This window comes from Pseudomonas vanderleydeniana, from assembly GCF_014268755.2.
GTDB lineage: Bacteria > Pseudomonadota > Gammaproteobacteria > Pseudomonadales > Pseudomonadaceae > Aquipseudomonas > Aquipseudomonas vanderleydeniana.
This window is the reverse complement of record NZ_CP077093.1, coordinates 6,765,651-6,788,825: the sequence shown is the minus strand read 5'-3', so window position 1 is coordinate 6,788,825 and position 23,175 is coordinate 6,765,651. Positions and strand designations below refer to the sequence as shown.

Genomic DNA, 23,175 nt, shown 5'->3' with positions numbered 1-23,175 from the left:
GATCAGAAGTCGCCCCACAGCTGTTGGGCCACCGCCAGGGCCACGACCGGCGCGGTCTCGGTGCGCAGCACGCGCGGACCGAGGCGGGCTGGCAGGTAGCCGGCCTTGGCCGCCTGTTCGACTTCGGCGTCGGACAGGCCGCCCTCCGGACCGATCAGGAACGCCAGGCTGGCCGGTTTCGGGTGGCTGGTCAGGGGTTCGGCCACCGGGTGCAGCACCAGCTTCAACTCGGCGTCGGCCTGCTTGAGCCACTCGCCCAGCGACAACGGCGGATGGATCACCGGCAGGGTCGAGCGGCCACACTGCTCGCAGGCACTGATCGCGATCTGCCGCCAGTGGGCCAGGCGCTTGTCGGCCCGCTCGTCCTTGAGCCGGACTTCGCAGCGTTCGCTGACGATCGGGGTGATTTCGCTCACGCCCAGCTCGGTGGCTTTCTGGATCGCCCAGTCCATCCGTTCGCCACGGGACAGTCCCTGGCCGAGGTGGATGTGCAGCGGCGAGTCCGGCTGGCCGGCGAAGCTTTCGGTCAGTTGCACGCGTACGTGCTTCTTGCCGACTTCCAGCAGGGTGCCGAGGAATTCGTTGCCCGAGCCGTCGAACACCTGCAGCGCGTCGCCCTCGGCCATGCGCAGCACGCGGCCGATGTAGTGGGCCTGGGCTTCCGGCAGTGCGTGTTCGCCGAGGCTCAGCGGGGCGTCGATGAAGAAGCGGGACAGTCTCATGGTGGATCTCTGAATATCGGAATGATGTGTAGCCTGGGCCGGCCCATTTGCGGGCAAGCCACGCTCCTGCAGATTAGCGTCGTATACCAAAGCCGTTTACGACACCGCATAGTAGGAGCGTGGCTTGTCGGGACGCCGCACCGCCGCGAAAGGGGTCGCCCTGGAGCCGCCTGCCTGGGGCTGGCATCCTAGCCCGGATCGCGGAAATCCGGGTGGAAATTCTCCGGCACCGCCACGCTGATCGTGCTGCGGGTAGCGATATCGATCCCCTCGCTGGCCACTTCGGCGAGGAAGTCGATCTGCTCCGGGGTGATCACGTAGGGCGGCAGGAAGTACACCACGTTGCCCAGCGGGCGGAGCAGGGCGCCGCGCTCCAGGGCGTGCTGGAACACCTTGAGGCCACGGCGCTCCTGCCAGGGGTAGGCGGTCTTGCTCGCCTTGTCCTGGACCATCTCGATCGCCAGGGCCATGCCGGTCTGGCGGACTTCGGCGACGTTCGGGTGATCGACCAGGTGGGCGGTGGAACTGGCCATGCGCTGGGCCAGGGCCTGGTTGTTTTCGATGACGTTGTCCTGCTCGAAGATATCCAGGGTTGCCAGCGCCGCGGCGCAGGCCAGCGGGTTGCCGGTGTAGCTGTGCGAGTGCAGGAAGGCACGCAGGGTCGGATAGTCGTCGTAGAACGCGTCGTACACCTCGTCGGTGGTCAGGCACGCCGCCAGGGGCAGGTAGCCGCCGGTGAGGGCCTTGGACAGGCAGAGGAAGTCCGGACGGATACCGGCCTGCTCGCAGGCGAACATCGTTCCGGTGCGGCCGAAGCCCACGGCGATTTCATCGTGGATCAGGTGCACGCCGTAGCGGTCGCAGGCCTCGCGCAGCAGCTTGAGGTAGACCGGATGGTACATGCGCATGCCGCCAGCACCCTGGATCAGCGGTTCGACGATCACCGCGGCGACGCTCTGGTGGTTGTCCGCCAGGGTCTGTTCCATGACCTGGAACATGTTGCGCGAATGCTCTTCCCAGCTCATGCCCTGCGGACGCAGGTAGCAGTCCGGGCTCGGCACCTTGATGGTGTCCAGCAACAGCGCCTTGTAGGTCTCGGTGAACAGCGGCACGTCGCCGACCGACATCGCCGCCACGGTTTCGCCGTGGTAGCTGTTGGTCAGGGTGATGTAGCGTTTCTTCTGCGGCTGGCCCCGGTTGAGCCAGTAGTGGAAGCTCATCTTCAGTGCGACTTCGATGCAGGACGAGCCGTTGTCGGCGTAGAAGCACCGGGTCAGGCCCTCGGGCGTCAGCTTCACCAGACGCTCGGACAGCTCGATCACCGGCTGGTGGCTGAAACCGGCGAGGATCACGTGCTCCAGCTGGTCGACCTGGTCCTTGATGCGCTGGCTGATGCGCGGGTTGCAGTGGCCGAACACGTTGACCCACCAGGAACTGACGGCATCGAGATAGCGCCTGCCGTCGAAATCCTCCAGCCACACGCCTTCGCCGCGCTTGATGGGGATCATCGGCAGTTGCTCGTGATCTTTCATCTGGGTGCAGGGATGCCACAGCACCGCGAGGTCGCGTTGCATCCACTGGTTGTTCAGGCTCATTTCCAATCTCCCACGGGCGCCTCGCGACAGGCGCGGGCCAACAATCGCGCAAGCCTATGCAATGCGGGGCGGCGGGACAACCCGCAGAGGGCATCCCGGGACTCCTTAACGGCTGAAACGCCCGGGCGACATGGCTTGCAGCATGGGTGGCGATTATCTCCCGGCGCGCCGAATAAAGTCGCGTGCCGGCGTGTTCTGTATAGGCGGCGACCTTAATATTTTCTTAACCCGCTCGTTCCAGACTTATGATCGTATTTCTCGATATTTCAAAGCGAAATTTTTCGCTTTAATTCGATAGGTAAATCATTAGTCTTGGGCGCAGTACTTACAGGATCTCTTCGGCCATGCAGCTACGTAACTCTCCCTCGCGCTACGGCGCAGTCAGCATGTTCCTGCATTGGGGCGTGGCTTTGGTGGTCTTCGGTCTTTTCGCGCTGGGCTTGTGGATGGTCGGTCTCGACTACTACAGCGAGTACCGCAAGGCCGCTCCGGACCTGCATAAAAGTATCGGCTTGACCCTGTTCGCGGTGATGGTCGTACGGTTGGTCTGGCGTTTCATCAGCCCGCCGCCGCCCGCACCGTCCAATCATGGCCGCCTGACCCGCCTGGGCGCGAAGTTCGGCCATGCGTTCCTCTATCTGGGCCTTTTCGCCCTGATGTTCTCCGGGTACCTGATTTCCACCGCAGAAGGTGTCGGGATTCCGGTGTTCAATCTGTTCGACGTGCCCGCCTGGATTTCCAGCATCCCCGACCAGGCGGATGTGGCGGGTACGGTGCACCTGTACCTGGCCTGGACCGTGGTGATCTTTGCGGTACTCCACGGCCTGGCTGCGCTGAAACACCACTTCATCGATCGTGATGCGACGCTGACCCGCATGCTGGGTCGCAAAGCCTGATGTTCAACCTCGACTCAAAAGGAATAGAAGCATGTTGAAAAAGACTCTCGCCGCCCTGGCAATCGGTACCGCACTGTTCACTGCCGGTCAGGCGATGGCCGCTGACTACGTGATCGACAAGGAAGGCCAGCACGCCTTCGTCGACTGGAAAGTCAGCCACCTGGGCTACAGCTTCATCCACGGTACCTTCAAGGACTGGAGCGGCAAGTTCAGCTTCGACGCCAAGGCGCCTGAAGCGAGCAAGATCGAAGTCGACCTGAAAACCGCCAGCGTGTTCTCCAACCACGCCGAGCGTGACAAGCACATCTCCAGCAAGGACTTCCTGGACGTTGCCAAGTACCCGGAAGCCAAGTTCGTCTCCACCAGCGTCAAGTCCACTGGCGAGAAAACGGCTGACGTGACCGGTGACCTGACCCTGCACGGCGTGACCAAGCCGGTCACCTTCAAGGCGACCTTCAACGGTGAGGGCAAGGACCCGTGGGGCGGCGAGCGTGCCGGCTTCAACGGTACCACCACCCTGAACCTGAACGACTTCGGCATCAAGGGCCCAGGTCCGTCCTCCCAGACCCTGGACCTGGACGTTTCGTTCGAAGGCGTGAAAGCCAAGTAACTGAAGGAAGCGGTTGGCTGGTGCCCCGTCACCCGCAAGCCAGGCTCCATGAAAAACGCCCCCGGCTCTCGCGAGTCGGGGGCGTTTTTCATGGCCGGGGGAAACTCAGCGGTTGCGGGTCAGCAACGCCGGTTTCTCGCCGCGTGGGCGGTTCGGCAACTGGTCCAACTGCTCAGGCGTCAGGGAGCGATCGATCTTCGACTCCTTGTGCATGATCTTCGGCTGGTTTTCCCGCGGGCTCTTCACGGCCGGCTCCTGGCGGAACGACTGGTCGTCCCGGGCCGGGCGACGGCTGCGCGAGTCATCACGACGCGGCTGGCCATCACGCGCTGCGCCGTTGCGACCATTGCGTTTCGGCGCGCCAGAGCCAGCGCTGGCGCCTGCACCATTGCTGCCACGCTGACCACCCTGCCGGCCCTGGCCCTGGGTGGCACCGCCACGGGCTGCGCCTTGTCCGCCACCGCCAGGACGACGCCCACGGCCCTGTGGCTTGGCGGCCTGGGGTACGTAGTCGACACGGTTACCGAAGTTGTCCACGTCATCATCGAGGAACTCTTCCGGGTCACGATCCGGCGCCGGGCGCGGGATCTGGCGCTGCTGGGGCTGCTGCTCGCGAGGTTTCTGCTCGCGGGCCGGACGCTCGCCGCGACCACTGTTCGCCGACTTTTCCTTGCCGCCCTTGTCCTTGCCCTTGTCCTTGCGGCCGCTGCCACCACCGCCGCCGTTGGCGTTCTCGCCACGAGGGGCGCGGGCGTTGCGCGGGTTGCGGCCTTCCGGACGCTCGCGCACTTCCGGTTTTTCCGCTTCCACGGCGCTGGCATCGAAGCCCATCAGGTCGCCGTCGGCGATCTTCTGCCTGGTCATGCGCTCGATGCTTTTCAGCAGCTTCTCTTCGTCCGGGGCAACCAGGGAGATCGCCTCGCCCGAACGACCGGCACGGCCGGTACGGCCGATACGGTGCACGTAGTCTTCATCGACGTTCGGCAGTTCGAAGTTGACCACGTGCGGCAGTTGGTCGATGTCCAGGCCGCGGGCCGCGATATCGGTGGCGACCAGGATACGGATTTCGCCGGCCTTGAAGTCGGCCAGGGCCTTGGTGCGGGCGTTCTGGCTCTTGTTGCCGTGGATCGCCGCAGCGCTCAGGCCGTGCTTGTCCAGGTACTCGGCCAGGCGGTTGGCGCCGTGCTTGGTGCGGGTGAACACCAGCACCTGTTCCCAGGCGCCAGTGGTGATCAGGTGGGCCAGCAGGGCACGCTTGTGGCTGGCCGCCAGGCGGAACACACGCTGCTCGATACGCTCGACCGTGGTGTTCGGCGGCGTGACCTCGATGCGCTCCGGGTTGTGCAGCAGCTTGCTGGCCAGGTCCGTGATGTCCTTGGAGAAGGTCGCCGAGAACAGCAGGTTCTGCCGCTTGGCCGGCAGCCGTGCGAGGACTTTCTTCACATCATGGACGAAGCCCATGTCGAGCATGCGGTCGGCTTCGTCCAGCACGAGGATTTCCACGTGGGAGAGGTCGACGCTGCCTTGTCCGGCCAGGTCCAGCAGGCGTCCCGGGCAAGCGACGAGCACGTCGACGCCACGGGCCATGGCCTGGATCTGCGGGTTCATGCCGACACCGCCGAAGATGCAGGCGCTGACGAACTTCAGGTCGCGGGCATAGAGCTTGAAGCTGTCGTGCACCTGGGCGGCCAGTTCGCGGGTCGGGGTCAGGACCAGAACGCGTGGTTGGCGCGGGCCGTGACGCTGGGATTTGTCCGGGTGACCGTTGGGGAACAACCGCTCCAGAATCGGGAGGGCGAAACCGCCGGTTTTACCAGTACCTGTCTGTGCCGCAACCATCAGGTCGCGACCTTGCAACACGGCGGGAATGGCCCGCTGTTGCACCGGAGTAGGCTCGGTATAGCCGGCAGCCTCGATGGCGCCGACCAAAGCCTCGGAGAGACCGAGGGAAGCAAAGGACATGAGTAATCCTGTTCAGTTAGGGCAAAGCCCGATGGGAATCTTGCCTGGCGTGAATGGCGTCTGGGGGCTGAACGAAGACGGCCGGCAGCGTGTGCGGCGGTTTTTCATTCGCTCCTGAAGGACGCAATCCCGTCCGGTAATGCTGGATCTTGAGGCTCTACGCACGGCGCGCGCTGGCTCTTGGGCGGCGCAGGTCACTGTGTCGGAATACCTGATGCAAGGTCGAGCGTCCGGGCGTAAGCCTGGCGGGAACGCCGGAGTATAACAGAGCAATCGGCCTGTGCTGCTTTCCTGCTGCTCAACGGTTCACTGCTTTTTTCGGGACACGGCGACGCCGGTGTAGCGGGCGTTGAGCTCGGCATAGGCCGGTTCGCGCTTGAAACGCTTGAGTTCGGCATTGAAGCGTTGCATCAGCAGGTCCATGCCGGCGTTGCGGCGCAGGGCCAGGTATTGCTGGTTGCGGCTGATCACGGTCGGGGCCTGTACGATCTGATCCTGCAGGTTCAACGCCTGGAGCACATGCTGGCCGACGCGGCGGTCGGTGATCACCAGGTCGACGCGGCCCAGCGCCAGCTTGCCGAAGTTGGACTCGTGGCTGGGCGCCGGTTCGCGCTTGAACAGGCGTGACTCGTTGAACTCCGGGCTGTACAGGTAGCCGGGAGAGACGCCGATGGTCAGTCCCCTGAGGTCATCCAGGCTGTTGAACGGGTGCGGATGCGCCTTGGCATAGAAGAGCACGAACTCCACTTCGGACAGGGGTTCGCCGGGGTACAGCAGGTTGTCGTCGCGCTTGCTGCTGTGAAAGATGTCCAGGGCCCCGTCGGCCTGGCCCTGTTCCAGCATCGCCAGGCAGCGTTTCCAGGGCAGGAACTGCCATTCCACCTCGATGCCCAGGCGCTGGAAGACGATCGCCGTGGTCTCGTAGTCCAGTCCCTTGGCCTGCCCGTTTTCCTCATAGACATAGGGTGCCCAGGGCTCGGTGACGATGCGTAGTCGCTCGCCCCGGGCCGTCAGGCTCAGGCAGGCGAGGAGAATAGCGGTCAGAAGCTGGGCAATGACGGGCATTGCCAGAGAGTACGATGGGGACGCGGGAAATAGCCAGAGCCTTGTGAGCGCTCTGGCCCGGGAAAATACTCAGGTTTTCCGGATCAGGTGCTGGTAGATGGCGTCACGTCGCGTTCCCAATACCAGGCGGATTATCGGATGGTTGAACCAGTGTTCCAACTGGTGAGCATCGAGGTGTTCCTTTTGGCGACTCTGGGCGTTTTCACGGGCCTTGTCCCACCAGACCGGCGAGCAGGCCTGGTCGAATTCGTTGGTGTGCCGGTAGCAACCGTACAGGATCTCACGCATGAACTGACGTTGATTTCTTGGCAGCGCCAGCGTTACCAGCTTGTAGGCCATGCGTTGCAGGGCGGGGGGGCGAGGCAGGGTTGCCGTCACCAGGGCCGTATCGTCCAGTGCTGCCTGACTGGTAGGAGCGTCCCCATGTTTTTTCAGCCAGGCCTGGATTTTCGCCCGGAACAGCTGCTTGCGGCTCCAGTAATGGTGAATCAGGTCGGGACACTCGCGTACTTCACGGTTGCGGTAGGCCGCCACCGACAAGCAGAACTCCTCAAGGGTATAGGCGCCATTGGCCTGTGGGAACAGTTCATCCATCAGCTGGATCGACTGGTCGAGCACTTCAGCGTCGCTGCGCATCAGGCCAATCACACCGGAGTTGAGCAGGGGCATCTGGTCGTCGGCGAGGCTTCTTTCCAGTAACAGCGGTGCCAGTGCCTGGTACAGGCCTGATTCCCTGTTGGCGCCATAGTGCAGACCGAATGCGTTGCACAGCAATACACCGGGCTGGACCCGGCGAAACAGTTCCAGCGGTGAGACATGAAAGAAGGTATCGGTGTCGATCAGCAGAGCCTGTTCATGCTGCTCCAGCACCTTGCGTAGCAGGACGTGCTTGGTGCGGAAGTGGTAGCCGTGGGGGGCGCTCCACTGCGCGCGAGTGGCGGCATCCAGAAGATGGACATGTATCGGCAACTGCCGATAAGGTTGTGGATCGTCGGTGAACACCTGGATGTCGAGCGCCTCGCCGGGTGTCTCCCTGAGGCCTGCCAGCGCGCTGCAGATACTGAAGATCGCCTCCTGGTGATAGGTGTGGGCCCCGAACACCAGGTAGACCAGTTGTGGAGTATTAGTTGAGGGAGCGCTGGACATCGGGCTTGGGTCTTCCATGAAGTATTTGGGACAGTAAAAAGGCCTTGGGGTCTCCAAGGCCTTTTCTGAATCGTGATCGGATCAACGTGGCAGCTTGAGGTTGTTCCACACCGCCAGGCTTGGTTCGGCCAGGTTCAGAGTATAGAAATGCAGCCCCGGGGCGCCACCTTGCAGCAGGCGTTCGCACATCTCGGTGACCACCTGCTCGCCAAATGCCTGAATGCTCTGGCTGTCATCGCCATAGGCTTCCAGCTGCTTGCGGATCCAGCGTGGGATCTCTGCGCCGCAAGCGTCGGAAAAACGCGCCAGCTTGCTGTAGTTGGTGATCGGCATGATGCCCGGCACGATCGGGATGTTCACGCCCATCGCTCGAACGCGGTCGACGAAATAGAAGTAGCTGTCGGCGTTGAAGAAGTACTGGGTGATCGCGCTGTCGGCACCGGCGTTGGCCTTGCGCACGAAGTGCTGGATGTCGTCTTCGAAATTGCGCGCCTGTGGGTGCATTTCCGGGTAGGCGGCGACTTCGATGTGGAAGTGGCTGCCGGTCTCTTCGCGGATGAAGCTGACCAGGTCATTGGCGTGGCGTAGTTCGCCACTGGCCATGCCCATGCCGGATGGCAGGTCGCCGCGCAGGGCGACGATACGCTTGATGCCGGCGTCCTTGTACTGATTCAGCAGGCCGCGCAGGTCGTCCTTGCTGTCGCCCACGCAGGACAGGTGCGGGGCGGAAGGAATCTTCACTTCGCTCTCGAGCTGCAGCACGGTGTTGAGCGTGCGGTCGCGGGTCGAGCCACCCGCACCGTAGGTGCAGGAGAAGAAGTCGGGATTATGGCTGGCCAACTGACGGGCAGTGGCCAGCAGCTTTTCATGCCCAGCATCGGTCTTGGTCGGGAAGAACTCGAAGCTGTAGCGACGATCTTGAGACATGGTCGGATCCTTGGAAACTCGAAAACCGAAAGCCGGCCCTCGGGGGCCGGCCGGGCGGCGATCCGCTTGATGGCGATCCAGGCGGCAGATCCGCTCCCGGGGGAGCGGCTGCCGGATCGATCAGTAGCGGTAGGCGTGCGGCTTGAACGGGCCTTCGACGCTCACGCCGATGTAGTCGGCCTGGGTCTTGGTCAGTTGGGTCACTACGCCGCCGAAGCCGCGGACCATTTCCAGGGCCACTTCTTCGTCGAGTTTCTTCGGCAGTACTTCAACGGTCAGGCGCTCGGCTTTCTGGGCTGGCGACAGGTCGGCGTACTTCTGGCCGAACAGGAAGATCTGTGCCAGTACCTGGTTGGCGAACGAGCCGTCCATGATGCGGCTTGGGTGACCGGTGGCGTTGCCCAGGTTCACCAGGCGGCCTTCGGCCAGCAGGATCAGGTAGTCGTCGTTCTGTGGATCGAAATCGCCGTGGCCGGTACGGTGGATCTTGTGCACCTGTGGCTTGACCTCTTCCCATGCCCAGTTCTTGCGCATGAAGGCGGTGTCGATCTCGTTGTCGAAGTGGCCGATGTTGCAGACTACGGCGCGCTTCTTCAGGGCCTTGAGCATGTTCGCATCGCAGACGTTGACGTTACCGGTGGTGGTGACGATCAGGTCGATCTTGCCCAGCAGGGCCTTGTCGATGCTGGCTTCGGTGCCGTTGTTGATACCGCCGATGAACGGCGAGACCACTTCGAAACCGTCCATGCAGGCCTGCATGGCGCAGATCGGGTCGACTTCGGTGACCTTGACGATCATGCCTTCCTGACGCAGGGACTGGGCCGAACCCTTGCCCACGTCACCGTAGCCGATCACCAGGGCCTGCTTGCCGGACAGCAGGTGGTCGGTACCACGCTTGATCGCGTCGTTCAGGCTGTGACGGCAGCCGTACTTGTTGTCGTTCTTGCTCTTGGTGACCGAGTCGTTGACGTTGATGGCCGGGATCTTCAGCTCGCCCTTGGCCAGCATGTCCAGCAGGCGGTGTACGCCGGTGGTGGTTTCTTCGGTGACGCCGTGGACTTTTTCCAGCACGGCTGCATATTTCTTGTGCAGCAGCTCGGTCAGGTCGCCACCGTCGTCCAGGATCATGTTGGTATCCCATGGCGCGCCATCCTTGAGGATGGTCTGCTCCAGGCACCACTCGTATTCCTGCTCGGTTTCACCTTTCCAGGCGAAGACCGGGATGCCGGCAGCGGCGATGGCGGCAGCGGCCTGGTCCTGGGTGGAGAAAATGTTGCAGGACGACCAGCGGACTTCGGCACCCAGGGCAACCAGGGTTTCGATCAGCACGGCGGTCTGGATGGTCATGTGGATGCAGCCCAGGATCTTGGCGCCCTTGAGCGGTTGCTCGGCCAGGTACTTGCGGCGCAGACCCATCAGGGCGGGCATTTCCGATTCGGCGATGATGATTTCGCGACGGCCCCAGGCAGCCAGGGACATGTCGGCGACTTTGTAATCGGTGAAATCGGCAGGCGTGTTGACAGCGCTCATGAAGAGCCTCCATTCGTAGTGTGCGAATGGGCGCCGTTGTGCGTTTAGTATCCGGGCGCATCATCACGACCGGAGAACGCCCCATCCGAGCCTGACAGGTCGAACCTGCTGCAGCGCCCCTCGGACAGGTGGCGGGAAAACGGTATCAAGGGAAGATGACCGTTTTGAACGGGGCTGAGTATAGCGGCCTGTCGTGGACTTCCCAAGGGTTTCTGTCGGTTCGATGAAGAATGCTCATGACGACCATAGTCGAGTGCTCATGGAGCTTGACCGTACGGTCTGCCATCATGCTGGGCATCAATGGCAAGACGGTCAGGAGCGAGCATGAATTTCCACACCCGCAAATGGGTAAAACCCGAGGACCTCAACCCCAACGGCACCCTGTTCGGCGGCAGCCTGCTGCGCTGGATCGACGAGGAAGCGGCTATCTACGCCATCGTCCAGTTGGGCAACCAGCGGGTGGTGACCAAGTACATTTCCGAGATCAACTTCGTCAGCGCCTCGCGCCAGGGCGACATCATCGAGCTGGGTATCACCGCCACCGAGTTCGGTCGTACCTCGATCACCCTGACCTGCGAAGTGCGCAACAAGATCACCCGCAAGAGCATCCTCACGGTGGAGAAGATGGTCTTCGTCAACCTGGGCGAGGACGGCCTGCCAGCGCCCCACGGGCGGACCGAGATCAAGTACGTGAAGGACCAGTTCAAGGAAGACGGGATCAGCCCGATCTGACCCGCGACGATACGGAACAGCTGTGAACCCGTGGTGTCCCACTTTTCAGGCACACCCAGGGTTCAGGCGCTCGATGGATACGCAAAAACACGGCAAGACCCCCGACCTGTCGCCGGAAGAGCGCCAGGACGTCACGCGCAACCAGCCGCCACGGGCGGCGGTACTGCACGAAATCATCCGCCTGCAGGGCGACCAGGAGCTTGAGCGCAGCGTTGCCGCGCTGGGCTGGTCGGCACTGGCGGCCGGCCTGACCATGGGCCTGTCGCTGATGGCGATGGGGCTGCTCAACTCCCGGCTGCCGGACGGCGAGGGGTTCAAGGTGATCGCCAGTTTTGGTTACTGCGCGGGTTTCCTCGCCGTGATACTCGCGCGCCAGCAACTGTTCACCGAAAACACCCTGACAGCCGTGTTGCCGCTCATGAGCCACCCGACCCTGGGCAATCTCGGGCGCCTGCTGCGATTGTGGGGTGTGGTACTGGCGGGCAATCTCTGCGGCACGTTGCTGGTGGCCTATGTGATGCTGCACCTGCCGATTTTCGACAGCAGGACCGACCTGGCCTTTCTGGAGATCGGCCGCAAGGTCATGGAGCACGAGCCCTCGCAGATGTTCGCCAAGGGCATCGTGTCCGGCTGGATGATCGCCACCATGGTCTGGATGATCCCGTCCATGGAAAGCGCGAAAATGTGGATCATCATCCTGATCACCTACCTCATGGCGCTGGGGGATTTCACCCATATCGTGGCCGGATCGGCCGAGGTCTCGTACCTGGTATTCGCCGGGGAACTGTCATGGCGTGAGTTCTGGGTGCATTTCGCCGGGCCGACGCTGGCTGGCAACATCATGGGTGGCAGCTTCATCTTTGCCCTGATCAGTCATGCGCAGATCCGCAGTGAAAGTGGGGCGCCAAAGGATCAGGAGTCGCCCGGAAAATGACTGGTTGGTCTTCCTGGGTGTCCAGTTGGTGCGTGGTCCGGATTCGCTTGTCAGAATATGAACGTTTTTGTCTCATTGCGCACTGGATGCGCTAGTGTTGTGGGCGTCGTGACCGGTTCGACCGGTCGGCATGTTCATAAAACTCCAAGAACAAGGACCTTGTCATGACTCCAGCACTCTGGTGTGTATTGATCGCGATCTTCCTGCCGTACCTGTGCACCGGTATTGCCAAGTTCAGTGGCGGCAAGTTCGGGCCCCGGCAGAACCATGACCCACGGGCTTTCCTGGAAACCCTCGATGGGTTCGCCAAGCGGGCGCATTCGGCGCAACTGAACAGTTTCGAGGTGACTCCGGCCTTTGCCGCGGCGGTGATCATCGCGCACCTGGTGGGGCATGCCTCGCTGGTGACGATCAACGTACTGGCGGTGCTCTTCATCACCAGCCGCCTGCTGTACATCATCTGCTACCTGGCCGACTGGGCGATGCTGCGTTCGCTGGTGTGGGCGGTGGGGATGGCGTTGATCGCGAGTTTCTTCTTCGTATCGATCTGAGGTTTTGCGCAGGTAGCGGGGCGTGTTGTCGGCGCGGGCCTTTTCGCGGGCAAGCCCTGTTCCTGCCAGGCAGTGCCTTGCCTATCACTGCAGGAGCAGGGGCTGCCCGCGAATACGCCCTCAAACCTTGCGAAACTATCAGCTACCGGTCTGCGGTACCTGCGGCAACGCCATGCCCTTGGGCCACAGCATCCAGATATTGCCCTTCTGCTTCATATCGCCTGCCAATTGCCCGGCGGCATCGCCGGTACCCCAGAACAGGTCCGCCCGGACCTCACCGGCAATCGCTCCGCCGGTGTCCTGCGCCGCCACCGGCCGCACCAGCGGCGTGCCATCCGGGCGGGTCGTCGACAGCCACAGCAGGCTGCCCAGCGGAATCACCTTGCGGTCCACCGCCACGCTGTAGCCGGCGGTCAGCGGCACGTTCAGCGAGCCGCGCGGCCCTTCGTTGCTGTCGGGGTTGCGGGCGAAGAACACGTAGCTCGGATTGCTGCCCAGCAATTCCGGGATGCGCGTCGGATGCGCCTTGGCCCAGGCACCGATGGTGCCCATGGTCACGTCCTCCTTCTTCAACTCGCCCTGATCCACCAGCCAGCGGCCAATGGCGCGATAGGGATGGCCGTTCTGGTCGGCATAGCCGATCCGTACCTGCCGACCGTCGTCCAGGCGAATTCGGCCCGAGCCCTGGATCTGCAGGAACTGCAGGTCCATCGGGTCGGTCAGCCAGGCCAGCACCGGCGCCTTGACGCCCTGGGTGGCGATCAGCGCGGCGTCGTCATAGGGTTTGACGACCCGGCCCTCCAGGCGCCCACGCAGGCGCTTGCCCTTGAGTTCCGGGTACAGGCTGTCCAGTTGGACGATGATCAGGTCGTCCGGTACGCCGTAGACCGGCACCGTGGCCTTGTCCGTACGGGCCAGGCTGCCGGGGTAGACCGGTTCGTAGTAGCCGGTGATCAAGCCATCGGCGCTGTTCTGGGCCGAGCGCAGCCCATAGACCTCAAGATTCTGCTGGAGGAAGGCACGAATGGCCGTGGGCGTGGCGGGCACGTTGCTCGCAGCGGAGCAGGTGGTCGCCCAGATGGCATCGTTCTTCAAGCGGGCGCAGGCGCTGCGCCACGAGGCGAAGCCGGCCTGCAGGTCGGTGTCGGAAACGTTCGGCAAGGCTTGCCAGTCGGCCTTGACGTAGGTGGTCACCGGCACGTGCGGCTGGTTGTCCTTGCCATTGCAGCCTGCGAGCAGGGCCAGGGCGAGCAGGCTCCAGCCCAGGCGTTTATAGGTGGTGTTCATGAACCGGCATATTCCTTGGATGACTACCTGTTCAGTCATTGTTCAGGTAATCCATTCATTTAGTGAGGGTATTGGCGGCCTGGCCTATTGGTCTTTGATCTTCAGGCGAGGATACTGGCCGCCGTCTCCCGTGACCTGATGCCATCATGACTATCAAGAAAATTTTCGTTGTATTGCTGGCCGGCCTGAGCCTCGCCGCCTGTGGCGGTATCGATCCGAACTCGCCACTGGGCCAGCGCAAGGCCATTTTCAAGCAGATGCTCAAGACCAGCGAGGATCTGGGTGGCATGCTGCGTGGCCGGATCCCGTTCGACGGTCCGCGTTTTGCCGAGGGGACCATCAAGCTCGATACCTTGTCCCATGAGCCGTGGAAACACTTCCCGCAAGTCAAGGAAACGGAGCATACCAGCGCCAAGGCCGATGTCTGGCAAAAGCAGGCGCGTTTCCAGGAACTGGCGCGTTCGCTGGAGAGCGCCACTGGCGAACTGCTGGTGGCCAGCAAGGTCCAGCCCTACCAGGCCAGCCTGCTCAGGCCGGCGGTGGAGCGGGTCGAGGACGCCTGTGATGCCTGCCATAAGGAGTTTCGCGATCACTGAGTAGGCTACAGGGGGCGGGCTGCGCTACTTGTCCAGCTCGTCCAGGGCCTCCTGCAGCGCCTTGCGGGACTCGGCCAGCTTGTCCTTGCGCTTGTTGATCTTCTCCGCGTCGCCCTTCTTCATCGCCTTGTCGAGATCGGCCTGGCGCCGGCTGACTTCGTGTCTGGCGTCGAGCACCTTGTTCTCTCGCTCTTTCTTCAGCGAGGCGTCGGTACAGTGGGTGGTGACTTCGTCCAGGGCCTTCTCCAGGCCGGCCTGCTGTTCGCTGTTGCCCTGGCTCCTGGCAACGTCGAGCTGGGTGCTGATGGCCTGGCGCTTGGCGGCGCAGCCGGTCAGTTCGGGTTGTTCCTCGGCGGCCAGGAGCGGGGCGGCCATGACGGTGCACAGGGTGATAAGCACCAGTGAAGAGGGAAATTTCATGAAAGGCTCCGTGCTGAAAAGACTGAAAAGTGACAATGAACAAATAAAAGCCGGTCCGGTTGTATGAATATTCCGGTTCGGTTTGGTGCTTTTTCCTCAGAACCCATCGACCCCGGCGACACGTAATGATTCCGCCAGGGCCTTTACCTGAGGGGCCTGGAAGAAGGCGCTCAACTGCGCGGCCCGCTCGGGGCCGATCCCGGGTTCGGCTTGCCAGTCCCCGACGCTTCGATTGGCCAGTGATTGCCAGGGGGGCTCCAGCCTGAGGCCGGTGATTGCCGGCGCTCCCAGTGCCTTCAGCCAATGCCCGAAGGGGCGCTGCCGGGCCAGTTGCGCGTTATCCAGCAACTGCCGGATACCGTGCGGTCCCAGGCCGGCAATGGTAGCAAGCTCGCGGGCATCGAGGGTCAGCCAATCGAGTAATTGCTCCAGATGCCCTGCGCGGACCAGCTTTTCCCAGGTGCCACGCCCCAATCCCGGCAACGCCAGCCCCTGCCTGCCGCTCAGCCAGGTCAGCCGGGCGAGAAACTGGCTCTCGCAATCGGGGCTGTAGCGCCAGCAGCTCAATGCATGAAAGTTCTCCGGGGTGGGGATGTCGAGCGGTTCGCGTTCGATGCTGCGCCAGACCACTTCGTCCAGTCGTGGGATGGTCAGGCCGGCCAGACTGATGGCCACCTGGTCGCCGGGCCGGATGTCGAGTTCGCGCCAACGTTGGAGCGAGCCTGCGCTGACTCGCCTGACCTGTCGATCATCGAGGCGCACCGGGAGCAAGTCGAGCATGGGCGTGATCCGCCCAGTACGACCGATCTTGAAACTGACCTTGCGTACGTGGGCCAGGGCCTGGCTGTACGGGTATTTCCAGGCTACGCCCCAATGCGGTGGCCTGGCCTGCCAGCGCGAGGCGAGGGGGCGACGACCCTGGCGCAGGACAACACCATCGCTGGCGAAAGGCAAGGGGCCGCGGAACCAGTGCTCGCGCCACTGTCGGGCCTCGGCAAAACCGTTGATCGGCTGGCTGTAGGTCGCACTGTCGGGGAAGCCCAAATCACTCAGCGCCTGCAGGCGTTCAAGCGGGGTCGCCGGGCCCTCGGGCCAGTCCCAGACGAACAGGCCGATGCCGTTGGCCTCATCGGCTGGCAAGTGGTGCCGGGCCATCAGGCCGGCAATCCTGCCGCGCGCGTTCAGGCCGCCATGCTCGGCCTGTACGTGGTTGGCCAGGCGCCAGTACAACTCGCCTTGCAGCACCAGGTCGAGCGGTTGCGGCAGTTGGGCGGGAATGGCCGCGATCCTGTGGGCCCGGTCCGTCCAGTCCTGGCCCCTGAGACCATCACCGCGGCTGATGGCTTGTTGCAATTGCCCTTTTCGGTAGACAAGCGTGACGGCCACGCCATCGACCTTGGGTTGGACCCACAAGTCCCGGCGTGTGCTGATCCAGTCCCGTACCGCCTGTTCGTCCGGCAGCTTGTCCAGCCCGGTGTGGGCAACCGGATGGGGCACCGACCCGCGGGCTTTGCGCAATGGGTTGTCCTGATGCTCGACGCCGGGAGTAAAACAGCTGCGCCAGTGTTGCAGGGTCTGGCGGGATTGGTCGTAGAGTTCGTCGGCAACCGAAGAGATTCCCTGCTGGTGATAGCGCTCATCCCACCGGGCAATCTGTTGCCGCAGGGCCTCGACCTCGCGCAGGGCGCGCGTTGTCGACCAATCCGGGCACGGGGCGGCCTGGGCGGTGCAGCACCCGATGAAAAAGACGAAAGCATGGAAGAGACGCATGCCGGAGCATCCTTGCTCGACTGAAAAGCCAAGCCTAGATCAGTCCCGGCATTGAAAAGCCCCGCCGGCGCGGGGCTTTCTTACCGCATGTGTCGGCCTACTTGAAGAGACCGCCCAACGCCTTGACGCCGGCTTCGATAGCCTGGGCTTTCGGGTCCTGGGGCGCCGCACTGTTGGTGATGGGCTGCTGGGTACTGGCCACGCCGTTGCAACTGGCGTTGATATGATCCACGGCCATTTGCAGGCCGTTGGCCTTGACGGTGTCGCCCTTGATCTTGGCGGCATAGATCTGTTTCTGCAGGTCCTGCACCTGCTTGGGATTGCAACTGCCGGCGTCGGCCGTCGTACCGGTGGCTTGTGTCGTGGAGCCGCCACCGAGCTGTGTCGCCAGGTTGGTGAGCGCGCTCAGGTCGGCGGCTTGTGCGGGAAGGGTGAACAGGCCGAGCAGGATCGCGGTGGGCGCGAAAGCGGAAATACGCATGGCAAACCTCAATGTTCGATTGCCGACGCATCAGGAAGGTTCTCGAACAGGCGCCGTGCAATATCCAGGGGAGAAACAGGTTCGAGTTCGCGAAATATAGGGAAACAGGTTTGTACAGGGAATGACCGGTGGTCATGAAAAAGCCCTTCAGGGCGAACCATGAAGGGCTTTTGTGACACAACCGACAAATTACAGGCCGGCAGCGGCTCGCAGGGCGTCGATGCGGTCGGTTTTTTCCCAGGTGAAGGTGGTGAAGGTGTCGTCACCGACGGTCTTCTGCTCCGGGGTACGACCGAAGTGACCATAGGCAGCGGTGTCCTGGTACATCGGGTGCAGCAGGTCGAGCATGGTGGTGATGGCGTATGGACGCAGGTCGAAGATCTCGCGGACCAGCTTGATGATCTTCTCGTCGCTGATCTTGCCGGTACCGAAGGTGTTCAGCGAAATCGAGGTGGGCTGGGCCACGCCGATGGCGTAGGACACCTGGATTTCGCAACGATCGGCCAGGCCGGCGGCGACGATGTTCTTGGCCACGTAGCGACCGGCGTAGGCAGCCGAACGGTCAACCTTGGACGGGTCCTTGCCGGAGAAGGCGCCACCGCCGTGACGGGCCATGCCGCCGTAGCTGTCGACGATGATCTTGCGGCCGGTCAGGCCGCAGTCGCCCACCGGGCCACCGATGATGAAGTTGCCGGTCGGGTTGATGTGGAACTGGGTGTCCTTGGTCAGCAGGTTGGCCGGGATCACGTGCTTGACGATCAGCTCCATCACGCCTTCGCGCAGGTCCTTGTAGGACACGTCAGGGTTGTGCTGGGTCGACAGGACGATGGCGTCCACGCCGACCACCTTGCCGCCTTCGTAGCGGCAGGTCACCTGCGACTTGGCATCCGGGCGCAGCCATGGCAGCAGGCCGGACTTGCGGGCTTCGGCCTGGCGCTGGACCAGTTGGTGCGAGTAGGCGATCGGGGCTGGCATCAGCTCCGGGGTTTCGTTGCTGGCGTAGCCGAACATCAGGCCCTGGTCGCCAGCGCCCTGGTCTTCCGGCCTGCTGCGGTCAACGCCCTGGGCGATGTCCACCGACTGCTTGCCGATGATGTTCATCACGCCGCAGGTGGCGCCGTCGAAGCCGACGTCGGAGCTGTTGTAGCCGATGTCGAGGATCACGTTACGGACGATGTCTTCCAGGTCGACCCAGGCCGAAGTGGTGACTTCGCCAGCGATGATCGCCACACCGGTCTTCACCAGGGTTTCGCAGGCGACGCGGGCGAACTTGTCCTGGGCGATGATGGCGTCCAGTACGGCATCGGAGATCTGGTCGGCGATTTTGTCCGGGTGCCCTTCAGACACGGACTCGGAGGTGAAAACGGAATATTCGCTCATGTCGATGGTTTTCCTGAGTTTACCGATGTTGAGTGGCACCAGCCGGTCGCTGAAAGTGGCGAACCTGGATCTGGAAACCATTACGTAGGCCTACATAGAGGCTGTCCCCGGGGACGAGCCCCGCAGCGGTGGCCCAACGGGCCAGGTCTTCCTGTTCGAACCCCAGCCAGAGATCACCGCAGGCCTCCCTGGCCCAGCTCTGGTTGTGGCTGCATAACTCTGTGACCAGCAGGCTGCCGCCGGGCCGCAGCAGCCCGGTCATCTGCTTCAGGGCTTCGGCTGGCGCGGCGAAATGGTGCAGGACCATGTTCAGGACCACGCAGTCGGCCTGGATAGTGTTGTTCTGCAATGCATCGGCCAGTTGCAGGCTGACATTAGTCAGTGCCTCGCGCTCGCACAGCTGGCGTGCCAGTTCGAGCATCGCCGGGCTGTTGTCCAGCGCCGTGACCTGCTCGAAGCGGCGCGCCAGTTCGGGCAGGAAGCCGCCGTCGCCGGGGCCGATTTCCAGGGCCGTGGCGTCGGCTGCGAAGTTGAGCTTGTCGAGCAGCGCCAGGACGCTGTCACGGTACTGTGGCAGGCCGGCGATCAGGTCCTGCTGGGCACGGAATTTTTCCGCGACCTTGGCGAAGAAATCCTGGCTGGCAGCCGCTCGTTGCCCATGGACCTGGGTGATGCGTGCCTGCACGTCGACCGGCAACCGCAGAGCGTCGACCTCATCGAGCAGCGCGGCGTGCAGCCTGCCACCCGGCAATTCGGTGTGGGGCAGGGCCCGGCGGTAGAAGATCGCGTTGCCTTCCCGGCGGGTCGCCACCAGGCCGGCCTGGGCCAGCACCTTGAGGTGGTGGCTCATGCCGGATTGGCCGATGGCGAAAATCTGCGCCAGTTCCAGTACGCCGAACGAGTCGTTGGCCAGTGCCCGCAATACGTTGAGCCGCAACGGATCACCGCCGGCCTTGCACAGGGCGGACAGCTCGTCGCAGCGATCGTGAAGCAGGGCGGGCGCAGGTAGGTTCATAAGGCCAGCAGTCTAGTCAGCGTTTCAGGGACTCGCAAGGGCAATATCAAAAACTTTTGATATTGCATCATAAATGGCACTTTCGCGTTTTTCCGTTGCTCTACAGGCGATGCGCGGAAAGGATTCATCAGCACGATGCGCAACTATCGGTGGGAAAAACGCGGTCGAACGACTATCTGTCATTGCCCCGAAGGCTCTCCCTGAGGGAAAATACACGCCTTTTTTCCGTTTCGTTTCAATATCAAATCCCAGGAGATCAGCGATGCCCAGCCGTCGTGAGCGTGCCAACGCCATTCGTGCCCTCAGCATGGATGCCGTGCAAAAAGCCAACAGCGGCCATCCCGGTGCCCCCATGGGTATGGCGGATATTGCCGAAGTACTGTGGCGTGACTACCTGAAGCACAACCCGAGCAACCCGTCCTTCGCCGACCGCGACCGGTTCGTCCTGTCCAACGGCCACGGCTCGATGCTGATCTACTCGCTGCTGCACCTGACCGGCTACGACCTGTCGATCGACGACCTGAAGAACTTCCGCCAGCTGCACAGCCGTACCCCGGGCCACCCGGAGTTCGGCTACACCCCAGGCGTGGAAACCACCACCGGCCCACTCGGCCAGGGTCTGGCCAACGCCGTCGGCTTCGCGCTGGCCGAGAAGGTCCTGGGTGCGCAGTTCAACCGTCCTGGCCACAACATCGTCGACCACCACACCTATGTGTTCCTGGGTGACGGCTGCATGATGGAAGGCATTTCCCATGAAGTCGCGTCCCTGGCCGGTACCCTGGGCCTGGGCAAGCTGATTGCCTTCTACGACGACAATGGCATCTCCATCGACGGTGAAGTCGAGGGCTGGTTCACCGACGACACGCCGAAGCGTTTCGAGTCCTACAACTGGCAGGTGATCCGCAACGTCGACGGCCACGATCCGGAAGAGATCAAGACTGCCATCGAGACCGCGCGCAAGAGCGAGCAGCCAACCCTGATCTGCTGCAAGACCACCATCGGCTTCGGTTCGCCGAACAAGCAGGGCAAGGAAGATTGCCACGGCGCTCCGCTGGGTGACGCGGAAATCGCCCTGACCCGTGCCGCGCTGAAGTGGAACCACGGCCCCTTCGAAATCCCGGCCGACATCTACGCCGAGTGGGACGCCAAGGAAGCCGGTCGTGCCGTCGAGGCCGAGTGGGACCAGCGTTTCGCCGCCTACTCCGCTGCCTTCCCGACCGAAGCCAACGAACTGGTGCGTCGCCTGAGCGGCGAGCTGCCAGCCGACTTCTCGGAAAAGGCCTCGGCCTACATCGCCGAAGTCGCGGCCAAGGGCGAAACCATCGCCAGCCGCAAGGCCAGCCAGAACGCGCTGAACGCCTTCGGCCCGCTGCTGCCCGAGTTCCTCGGTGGTTCGGCCGACCTCGCCGGTTCCAACCTGACCCTGTGGAAAGGTTGCAAGGGCGTCAGCGCTGAAGACGCCAGCGGCAACTACATGTACTACGGCGTGCGCGAGTTCGGCATGACCGCGATCATGAACGGTGTCGCCCTGCACGGCGGCCTGGTGCCTTACGGCGCGACCTTCCTGATGTTCATGGAATATGCCCGCAACGCGGTGCGCATGTCGGCACTGATGAAGCAGCGCGTGATCCATGTCTACACCCACGACTCCATTGGTCTGGGCGAAGACGGTCCGACCCACCAGCCGATCGAGCAACTGGCGAGCCTGCGTACCACGCCGAACCTCGACACCTGGCGTCCAGCCGACGCGGTCGAATCCGCCGTGGCCTGGAAGCACGCAATCGAGCGCAAGGCCGGTCCTTCGGCGCTGATCTTCTCGCGTCAGAACCTGCAGCATCAGGTCCGTGATGCCGCGCAGATCGACAACATCAGCCGTGGTGGCTATGTCCTCAAGGACTGCTCGGGCGAGCCTGAGCTGATCCTGATCGCCACCGGTTCGGAAGTCGGCCTGGCCGTTCAGGCCTTCGACAAGCTGACCGAGCAGGGCCGCAAGGTCCGCGTCGTCTCGATGCCTTGCACCAGCCTGTTCGATGCCCAGGACGCCAGCTACAAGCAGGCCGTCCTGCCGCTGGAAGTCAGCGCGCGTATTGCCATCGAGGCCGCTCACGCCGACTACTGGTACAAGTACGTGGGCCTGGAAGGCCGTGTCATCGGCATGACCACCTATGGTGAGTCGGCACCGGCGGCAGCCCTGTTCGAAGAGTTCGGCTTCACCCTGGAGAATATCCTGGGCCAGGCTGAAGAGCTGCTGGAAGACTGACAGCGGCGGTGGGTGGGTTGTCCGGGTGGGCCTCTTCGCGGGCAAGCCCTGCTCCTACAGGATGTGTGTCGTACGCAGGCTTCATGCGTGACACCCTACTGTAGGAGCAGGGCTTGCCCGCGAAGACGGCACACTCGGCCCCGCCCATCTCCCAGTCTCACAGACAGGCCCGTTTTCAGAGAACCCATGCCCCGGCATGGGTTCTTGATGTTCAAGCTTCGGCGAGATCCCCATGCCCCAACCGCGTCCCTACAGAGTTGCCCTCAACGGCTATGGCCGTATCGGTCGTTGTGTCCTGCGTGCGCTGTTCGAGCGAGGGGATCGGGCCGGGCTGGAAATCGTCGCCCTCAACGACCTGGCCGACATGGCCAGTCTTGAATACCTGACACGCTTCGACTCCACCCATGGCCGCTTCCCTGGCGAAGTGCGGGTCGAGGACGATTGCCTGCATATCAATGGCCGCTGCGTGAAGGTCCTGCGCAGCGCCAACCCGGAAGACATCGACTGGGCCGGCCTGGACATCGACCTGGTGCTCGAATGTTCCGGCGCCTACCACACCCGCGAAGACGGTCAGCGTTTCCTCGCGGCCGGGGCGCCGCGGGTATTGTTCTCCCAGCCGATGGCCAGCGAGGCGGCGGTCGACGCCACCATCGTCTACGGCGTCAACCAGGACTGCCTGACCGGCGACGAACTGCTGGTGTCCAACGCCTCCTGCACCACCAACTGCAGCGTACCGTTGCTGCGCCTGCTGGACCAGGCGGTCGGCCTGGAACACGTGTCGATCACCACCATCCACTCGGCGATGAACGACCAGCCGGTGATCGACGCGTACCACGCCGAGGATCTGCGTCGTACGCGCTCGGCCTTCCAGTCGATCATCCCGGTGTCCACCGGCCTGGCCCGCGGTATCGAACGACTGCTGCCGGAACTTGCCGGCCGAATCCAGGCCAAAGCGGTACGGGTGCCGACCGTGAACGTGTCCTGTCTCGACATCACGATGCAGACCGTCAGCGACACCGATGCCGTGGAGGTCAACCGGATCCTGCGCGAAGCCGCCACCTGTGGCCCGCTCAAGGGGCTGCTCGCGTACACCGAGCTGCCCCACGCCAGTTGTGACTTCAACCATGACCCCCATTCGGCGATTGTCGATGCGAGTCAGACCCGCGTGTCCGGCCCCAGGCTGGTCAACGTGCTGGCCTGGTTCGACAACGAATGGGGTTTTGCCAACCGTATGATCGACGTTGCAGGGCATTACCTGAACGTTGTCCACCAAAAACCGTAAACCAGAGATTGCGA

Annotated in this window: 22 protein-coding genes and 1 riboswitch; of the genes, 8 read left to right on the top strand and 14 right to left on the bottom strand. The window is 63.0% G+C overall.

All coding sequences use genetic code 11. From position 1 onward, the window contains the following. Positions 1–2: 2 nt before the first annotated feature. Both HU752_RS30560 and HU752_RS30555 read right to left on the bottom strand, forming a co-directional pair. A complete protein-coding gene (locus HU752_RS30560) occupies positions 3–722 on the bottom strand; it encodes a 16S rRNA (uracil(1498)-N(3))-methyltransferase (protein ID WP_186686721.1) in 720 nt (239 codons plus the stop codon). A 188-nt stretch (positions 723–910) separates the two neighbouring features. Beyond that, positions 911–2,317 carry an adenosylmethionine--8-amino-7-oxononanoate transaminase gene (locus HU752_RS30555; protein ID WP_186686724.1) on the bottom strand — a complete coding sequence of 469 codons (1,407 nt, stop codon included), beginning with the start codon at positions 2,315–2,317 and terminating at the stop codon, positions 911–913. Positions 2,318–2,661: 344 nt separating this feature from the next. Between HU752_RS30555 and HU752_RS30550 the strand changes: the two genes are divergently transcribed. Then, positions 2,662–3,213: a cytochrome b gene (locus HU752_RS30550; protein WP_186686726.1), complete on the top strand. Its 552-nt coding sequence runs from the start codon at positions 2,662–2,664 to the stop codon at positions 3,211–3,213. 31 nt (positions 3,214–3,244) lie between these two features. Further along, the gene (locus HU752_RS30545) at positions 3,245–3,823 is read left to right on the top strand and encodes a YceI family protein (protein WP_186686728.1); all 579 of its coding nucleotides are present in this window, start codon (positions 3,245–3,247) and stop codon (positions 3,821–3,823) included. Between the two features lie 105 nt (positions 3,824–3,928). Here HU752_RS30545 and rhlE2 read toward each other — a convergent pair whose 3' ends face one another. From rhlE2 to ahcY, 5 genes are all read right to left on the bottom strand, one after another. Beyond that, positions 3,929–5,785, bottom strand: a complete 1,857-nt coding sequence (rhlE2, locus tag HU752_RS30540; RefSeq protein ID WP_186686730.1) for an RNA helicase RhlE2 — start codon at positions 5,783–5,785, stop codon at positions 3,929–3,931. Between the two features lie 306 nt (positions 5,786–6,091). Beyond that, complete coding sequence (locus HU752_RS30535) at positions 6,092–6,850, bottom strand: substrate-binding periplasmic protein (RefSeq protein ID WP_186686732.1); 759 nt, start codon at positions 6,848–6,850, stop codon at positions 6,092–6,094. 69 nt (positions 6,851–6,919) lie between these two features. Further along, positions 6,920–7,996 (bottom strand): hypothetical protein, encoded by a 1,077-nt coding sequence (locus tag HU752_RS30530; protein ID WP_186686734.1) that lies wholly within the window; start codon positions 7,994–7,996, stop codon positions 6,920–6,922. An 81-nt stretch (positions 7,997–8,077) separates the two neighbouring features. Then, positions 8,078–8,923 carry a methylenetetrahydrofolate reductase [NAD(P)H] gene (metF, locus tag HU752_RS30525; protein ID WP_186686737.1) on the bottom strand — a complete coding sequence of 282 codons (846 nt, stop codon included), beginning with the start codon at positions 8,921–8,923 and terminating at the stop codon, positions 8,078–8,080. A gap of 120 nt (positions 8,924–9,043) precedes the next feature. Further along, positions 9,044–10,453, bottom strand: coding sequence for an adenosylhomocysteinase (gene ahcY, locus HU752_RS30520; protein ID WP_186686739.1), 1,410 nt, complete (start codon positions 10,451–10,453; stop codon positions 9,044–9,046). Between the two features lie 21 nt (positions 10,454–10,474). Beyond that, a riboswitch (S-adenosyl-L-homocysteine riboswitch) is annotated at positions 10,475–10,581 on the bottom strand. 196 nt (positions 10,582–10,777) lie between these two features. On the opposite strand from ahcY, the gene HU752_RS30515 reads away from it, so the two are divergent. From HU752_RS30515 to HU752_RS30505, 3 genes are all read left to right on the top strand, one after another. Beyond that, complete coding sequence (locus HU752_RS30515; RefSeq protein ID WP_054059721.1) at positions 10,778–11,185, top strand: acyl-CoA thioesterase; 408 nt, start codon at positions 10,778–10,780, stop codon at positions 11,183–11,185. A gap of 73 nt (positions 11,186–11,258) precedes the next feature. Then, complete coding sequence (locus HU752_RS30510; RefSeq protein WP_186686740.1) at positions 11,259–12,119, top strand: formate/nitrite transporter family protein; 861 nt, start codon at positions 11,259–11,261, stop codon at positions 12,117–12,119. Between the two features lie 164 nt (positions 12,120–12,283). Beyond that, entirely contained in the window at positions 12,284–12,670 is a 387-nt protein-coding gene (locus tag HU752_RS30505) for an MAPEG family protein (RefSeq protein ID WP_186686741.1), read from the top strand. A gap of 138 nt (positions 12,671–12,808) precedes the next feature. Here HU752_RS30505 and mltA read toward each other — a convergent pair whose 3' ends face one another. Next, entirely contained in the window at positions 12,809–13,957 is a 1,149-nt protein-coding gene (mltA, locus tag HU752_RS30500; protein WP_186686748.1) for a murein transglycosylase A, read from the bottom strand. 146 nt (positions 13,958–14,103) lie between these two features. On the opposite strand from mltA, the gene HU752_RS30495 reads away from it, so the two are divergent. Further along, on the top strand, positions 14,104–14,553 hold the full coding sequence (locus tag HU752_RS30495) for a c-type cytochrome (RefSeq protein ID WP_186686751.1): 450 nt from the start codon (positions 14,104–14,106) through the stop codon (positions 14,551–14,553). 24 nt (positions 14,554–14,577) lie between these two features. Here HU752_RS30495 and HU752_RS30490 read toward each other — a convergent pair whose 3' ends face one another. From HU752_RS30490 to HU752_RS30465, 6 genes are all read right to left on the bottom strand, one after another. Further along, positions 14,578–14,973: a DUF1090 domain-containing protein gene (locus tag HU752_RS30490; protein WP_186686753.1), complete on the bottom strand. Its 396-nt coding sequence runs from the start codon at positions 14,971–14,973 to the stop codon at positions 14,578–14,580. Positions 14,974–15,069: 96 nt separating this feature from the next. Further along, the gene (gene ligB, locus HU752_RS30485; RefSeq protein WP_186686755.1) at positions 15,070–16,743 is read right to left on the bottom strand and encodes an NAD-dependent DNA ligase LigB; all 1,674 of its coding nucleotides are present in this window, start codon (positions 16,741–16,743) and stop codon (positions 15,070–15,072) included. Between the two features lie 97 nt (positions 16,744–16,840). Continuing rightward, the gene (locus tag HU752_RS30480; protein ID WP_186686757.1) at positions 16,841–17,224 is read right to left on the bottom strand and encodes a DUF1090 family protein; all 384 of its coding nucleotides are present in this window, start codon (positions 17,222–17,224) and stop codon (positions 16,841–16,843) included. Between the two features lie 189 nt (positions 17,225–17,413). After that, a complete protein-coding gene (gene metK, locus HU752_RS30475; protein WP_186686759.1) occupies positions 17,414–18,604 on the bottom strand; it encodes a methionine adenosyltransferase in 1,191 nt (396 codons plus the stop codon). 19 nt (positions 18,605–18,623) lie between these two features. Continuing rightward, positions 18,624–19,619 carry an ArsR/SmtB family transcription factor gene (locus HU752_RS30470; protein WP_186686763.1) on the bottom strand — a complete coding sequence of 332 codons (996 nt, stop codon included), beginning with the start codon at positions 19,617–19,619 and terminating at the stop codon, positions 18,624–18,626. Between the two features lie 24 nt (positions 19,620–19,643). Continuing rightward, positions 19,644–19,913, bottom strand: coding sequence for a hypothetical protein (locus HU752_RS30465; protein WP_186686764.1), 270 nt, complete (start codon positions 19,911–19,913; stop codon positions 19,644–19,646). Here HU752_RS30465 and tkt point away from each other — a divergent pair. After that, positions 19,882–21,879 carry a transketolase gene (gene tkt / locus HU752_RS30460; RefSeq protein WP_186686765.1) on the top strand — a complete coding sequence of 666 codons (1,998 nt, stop codon included), beginning with the start codon at positions 19,882–19,884 and terminating at the stop codon, positions 21,877–21,879. The genes HU752_RS30465 and tkt overlap by 32 nt on opposite strands. A gap of 232 nt (positions 21,880–22,111) precedes the next feature. Beyond that, positions 22,112–23,161 (top strand): erythrose-4-phosphate dehydrogenase, encoded by a 1,050-nt coding sequence (epd, locus tag HU752_RS30455; RefSeq protein WP_186686767.1) that lies wholly within the window; start codon positions 22,112–22,114, stop codon positions 23,159–23,161. Positions 23,162–23,175: the final 14 nt, after the last annotated feature.

Excerpts from the sequence above, each read along its gene's own strand:
- HU752_RS30535 (WP_186686732.1), bottom strand. The coding sequence starts at position 6,850 with ATGCCCGTCATTGCCCAGCTTCTGACCGCTATTCTCCTCGCCTGCCTG.
- HU752_RS30550 (WP_186686726.1), top strand. The coding sequence starts at position 2,662 with ATGCAGCTACGTAACTCTCCCTCGCGCTACGGCGCAGTCAGCATGTTC.
- metF (WP_186686737.1), bottom strand. The coding sequence starts at position 8,923 with ATGTCTCAAGATCGTCGCTACAGCTTCGAGTTCTTCCCGACCAAGACC.
- HU752_RS30510 (WP_186686740.1), top strand. The coding sequence starts at position 11,259 with ATGGATACGCAAAAACACGGCAAGACCCCCGACCTGTCGCCGGAAGAG.
- HU752_RS30560 (WP_186686721.1), bottom strand. The coding sequence starts at position 722 with ATGAGACTGTCCCGCTTCTTCATCGACGCCCCGCTGAGCCTCGGCGAA.
- ligB (WP_186686755.1), bottom strand. The coding sequence starts at position 16,743 with ATGCGTCTCTTCCATGCTTTCGTCTTTTTCATCGGGTGCTGCACCGCC.
- HU752_RS30490 (WP_186686753.1), bottom strand. The coding sequence starts at position 14,973 with ATGAAATTTCCCTCTTCACTGGTGCTTATCACCCTGTGCACCGTCATG.
- epd (WP_186686767.1), top strand. The coding sequence starts at position 22,112 with ATGCCCCAACCGCGTCCCTACAGAGTTGCCCTCAACGGCTATGGCCGT.
- rhlE2 (WP_186686730.1), bottom strand. The coding sequence starts at position 5,785 with ATGTCCTTTGCTTCCCTCGGTCTCTCCGAGGCTTTGGTCGGCGCCATC.
- ahcY (WP_186686739.1), bottom strand. The coding sequence starts at position 10,453 with ATGAGCGCTGTCAACACGCCTGCCGATTTCACCGATTACAAAGTCGCC.
- HU752_RS30495 (WP_186686751.1), top strand. The coding sequence starts at position 14,104 with ATGACTATCAAGAAAATTTTCGTTGTATTGCTGGCCGGCCTGAGCCTC.
- HU752_RS30545 (WP_186686728.1), top strand. The coding sequence starts at position 3,245 with ATGTTGAAAAAGACTCTCGCCGCCCTGGCAATCGGTACCGCACTGTTC.
- HU752_RS30505 (WP_186686741.1), top strand. The coding sequence starts at position 12,284 with ATGACTCCAGCACTCTGGTGTGTATTGATCGCGATCTTCCTGCCGTAC.
- HU752_RS30515 (WP_054059721.1), top strand. The coding sequence starts at position 10,778 with ATGAATTTCCACACCCGCAAATGGGTAAAACCCGAGGACCTCAACCCC.
- HU752_RS30470 (WP_186686763.1), bottom strand. The coding sequence starts at position 19,619 with ATGAACCTACCTGCGCCCGCCCTGCTTCACGATCGCTGCGACGAGCTG.
- HU752_RS30530 (WP_186686734.1), bottom strand. The coding sequence starts at position 7,996 with ATGTCCAGCGCTCCCTCAACTAATACTCCACAACTGGTCTACCTGGTG.
- HU752_RS30555 (WP_186686724.1), bottom strand. The coding sequence starts at position 2,317 with ATGAGCCTGAACAACCAGTGGATGCAACGCGACCTCGCGGTGCTGTGG.
- HU752_RS30465 (WP_186686764.1), bottom strand. The coding sequence starts at position 19,913 with ATGGCGTTGGCACGCTCACGACGGCTGGGCATCGCTGATCTCCTGGGA.
- mltA (WP_186686748.1), bottom strand. The coding sequence starts at position 13,957 with ATGAACACCACCTATAAACGCCTGGGCTGGAGCCTGCTCGCCCTGGCC.
- HU752_RS30480 (WP_186686757.1), bottom strand. The coding sequence starts at position 17,224 with ATGCGTATTTCCGCTTTCGCGCCCACCGCGATCCTGCTCGGCCTGTTC.
- metK (WP_186686759.1), bottom strand. The coding sequence starts at position 18,604 with ATGAGCGAATATTCCGTTTTCACCTCCGAGTCCGTGTCTGAAGGGCAC.
- tkt (WP_186686765.1), top strand. The coding sequence starts at position 19,882 with ATGCCCAGCCGTCGTGAGCGTGCCAACGCCATTCGTGCCCTCAGCATG.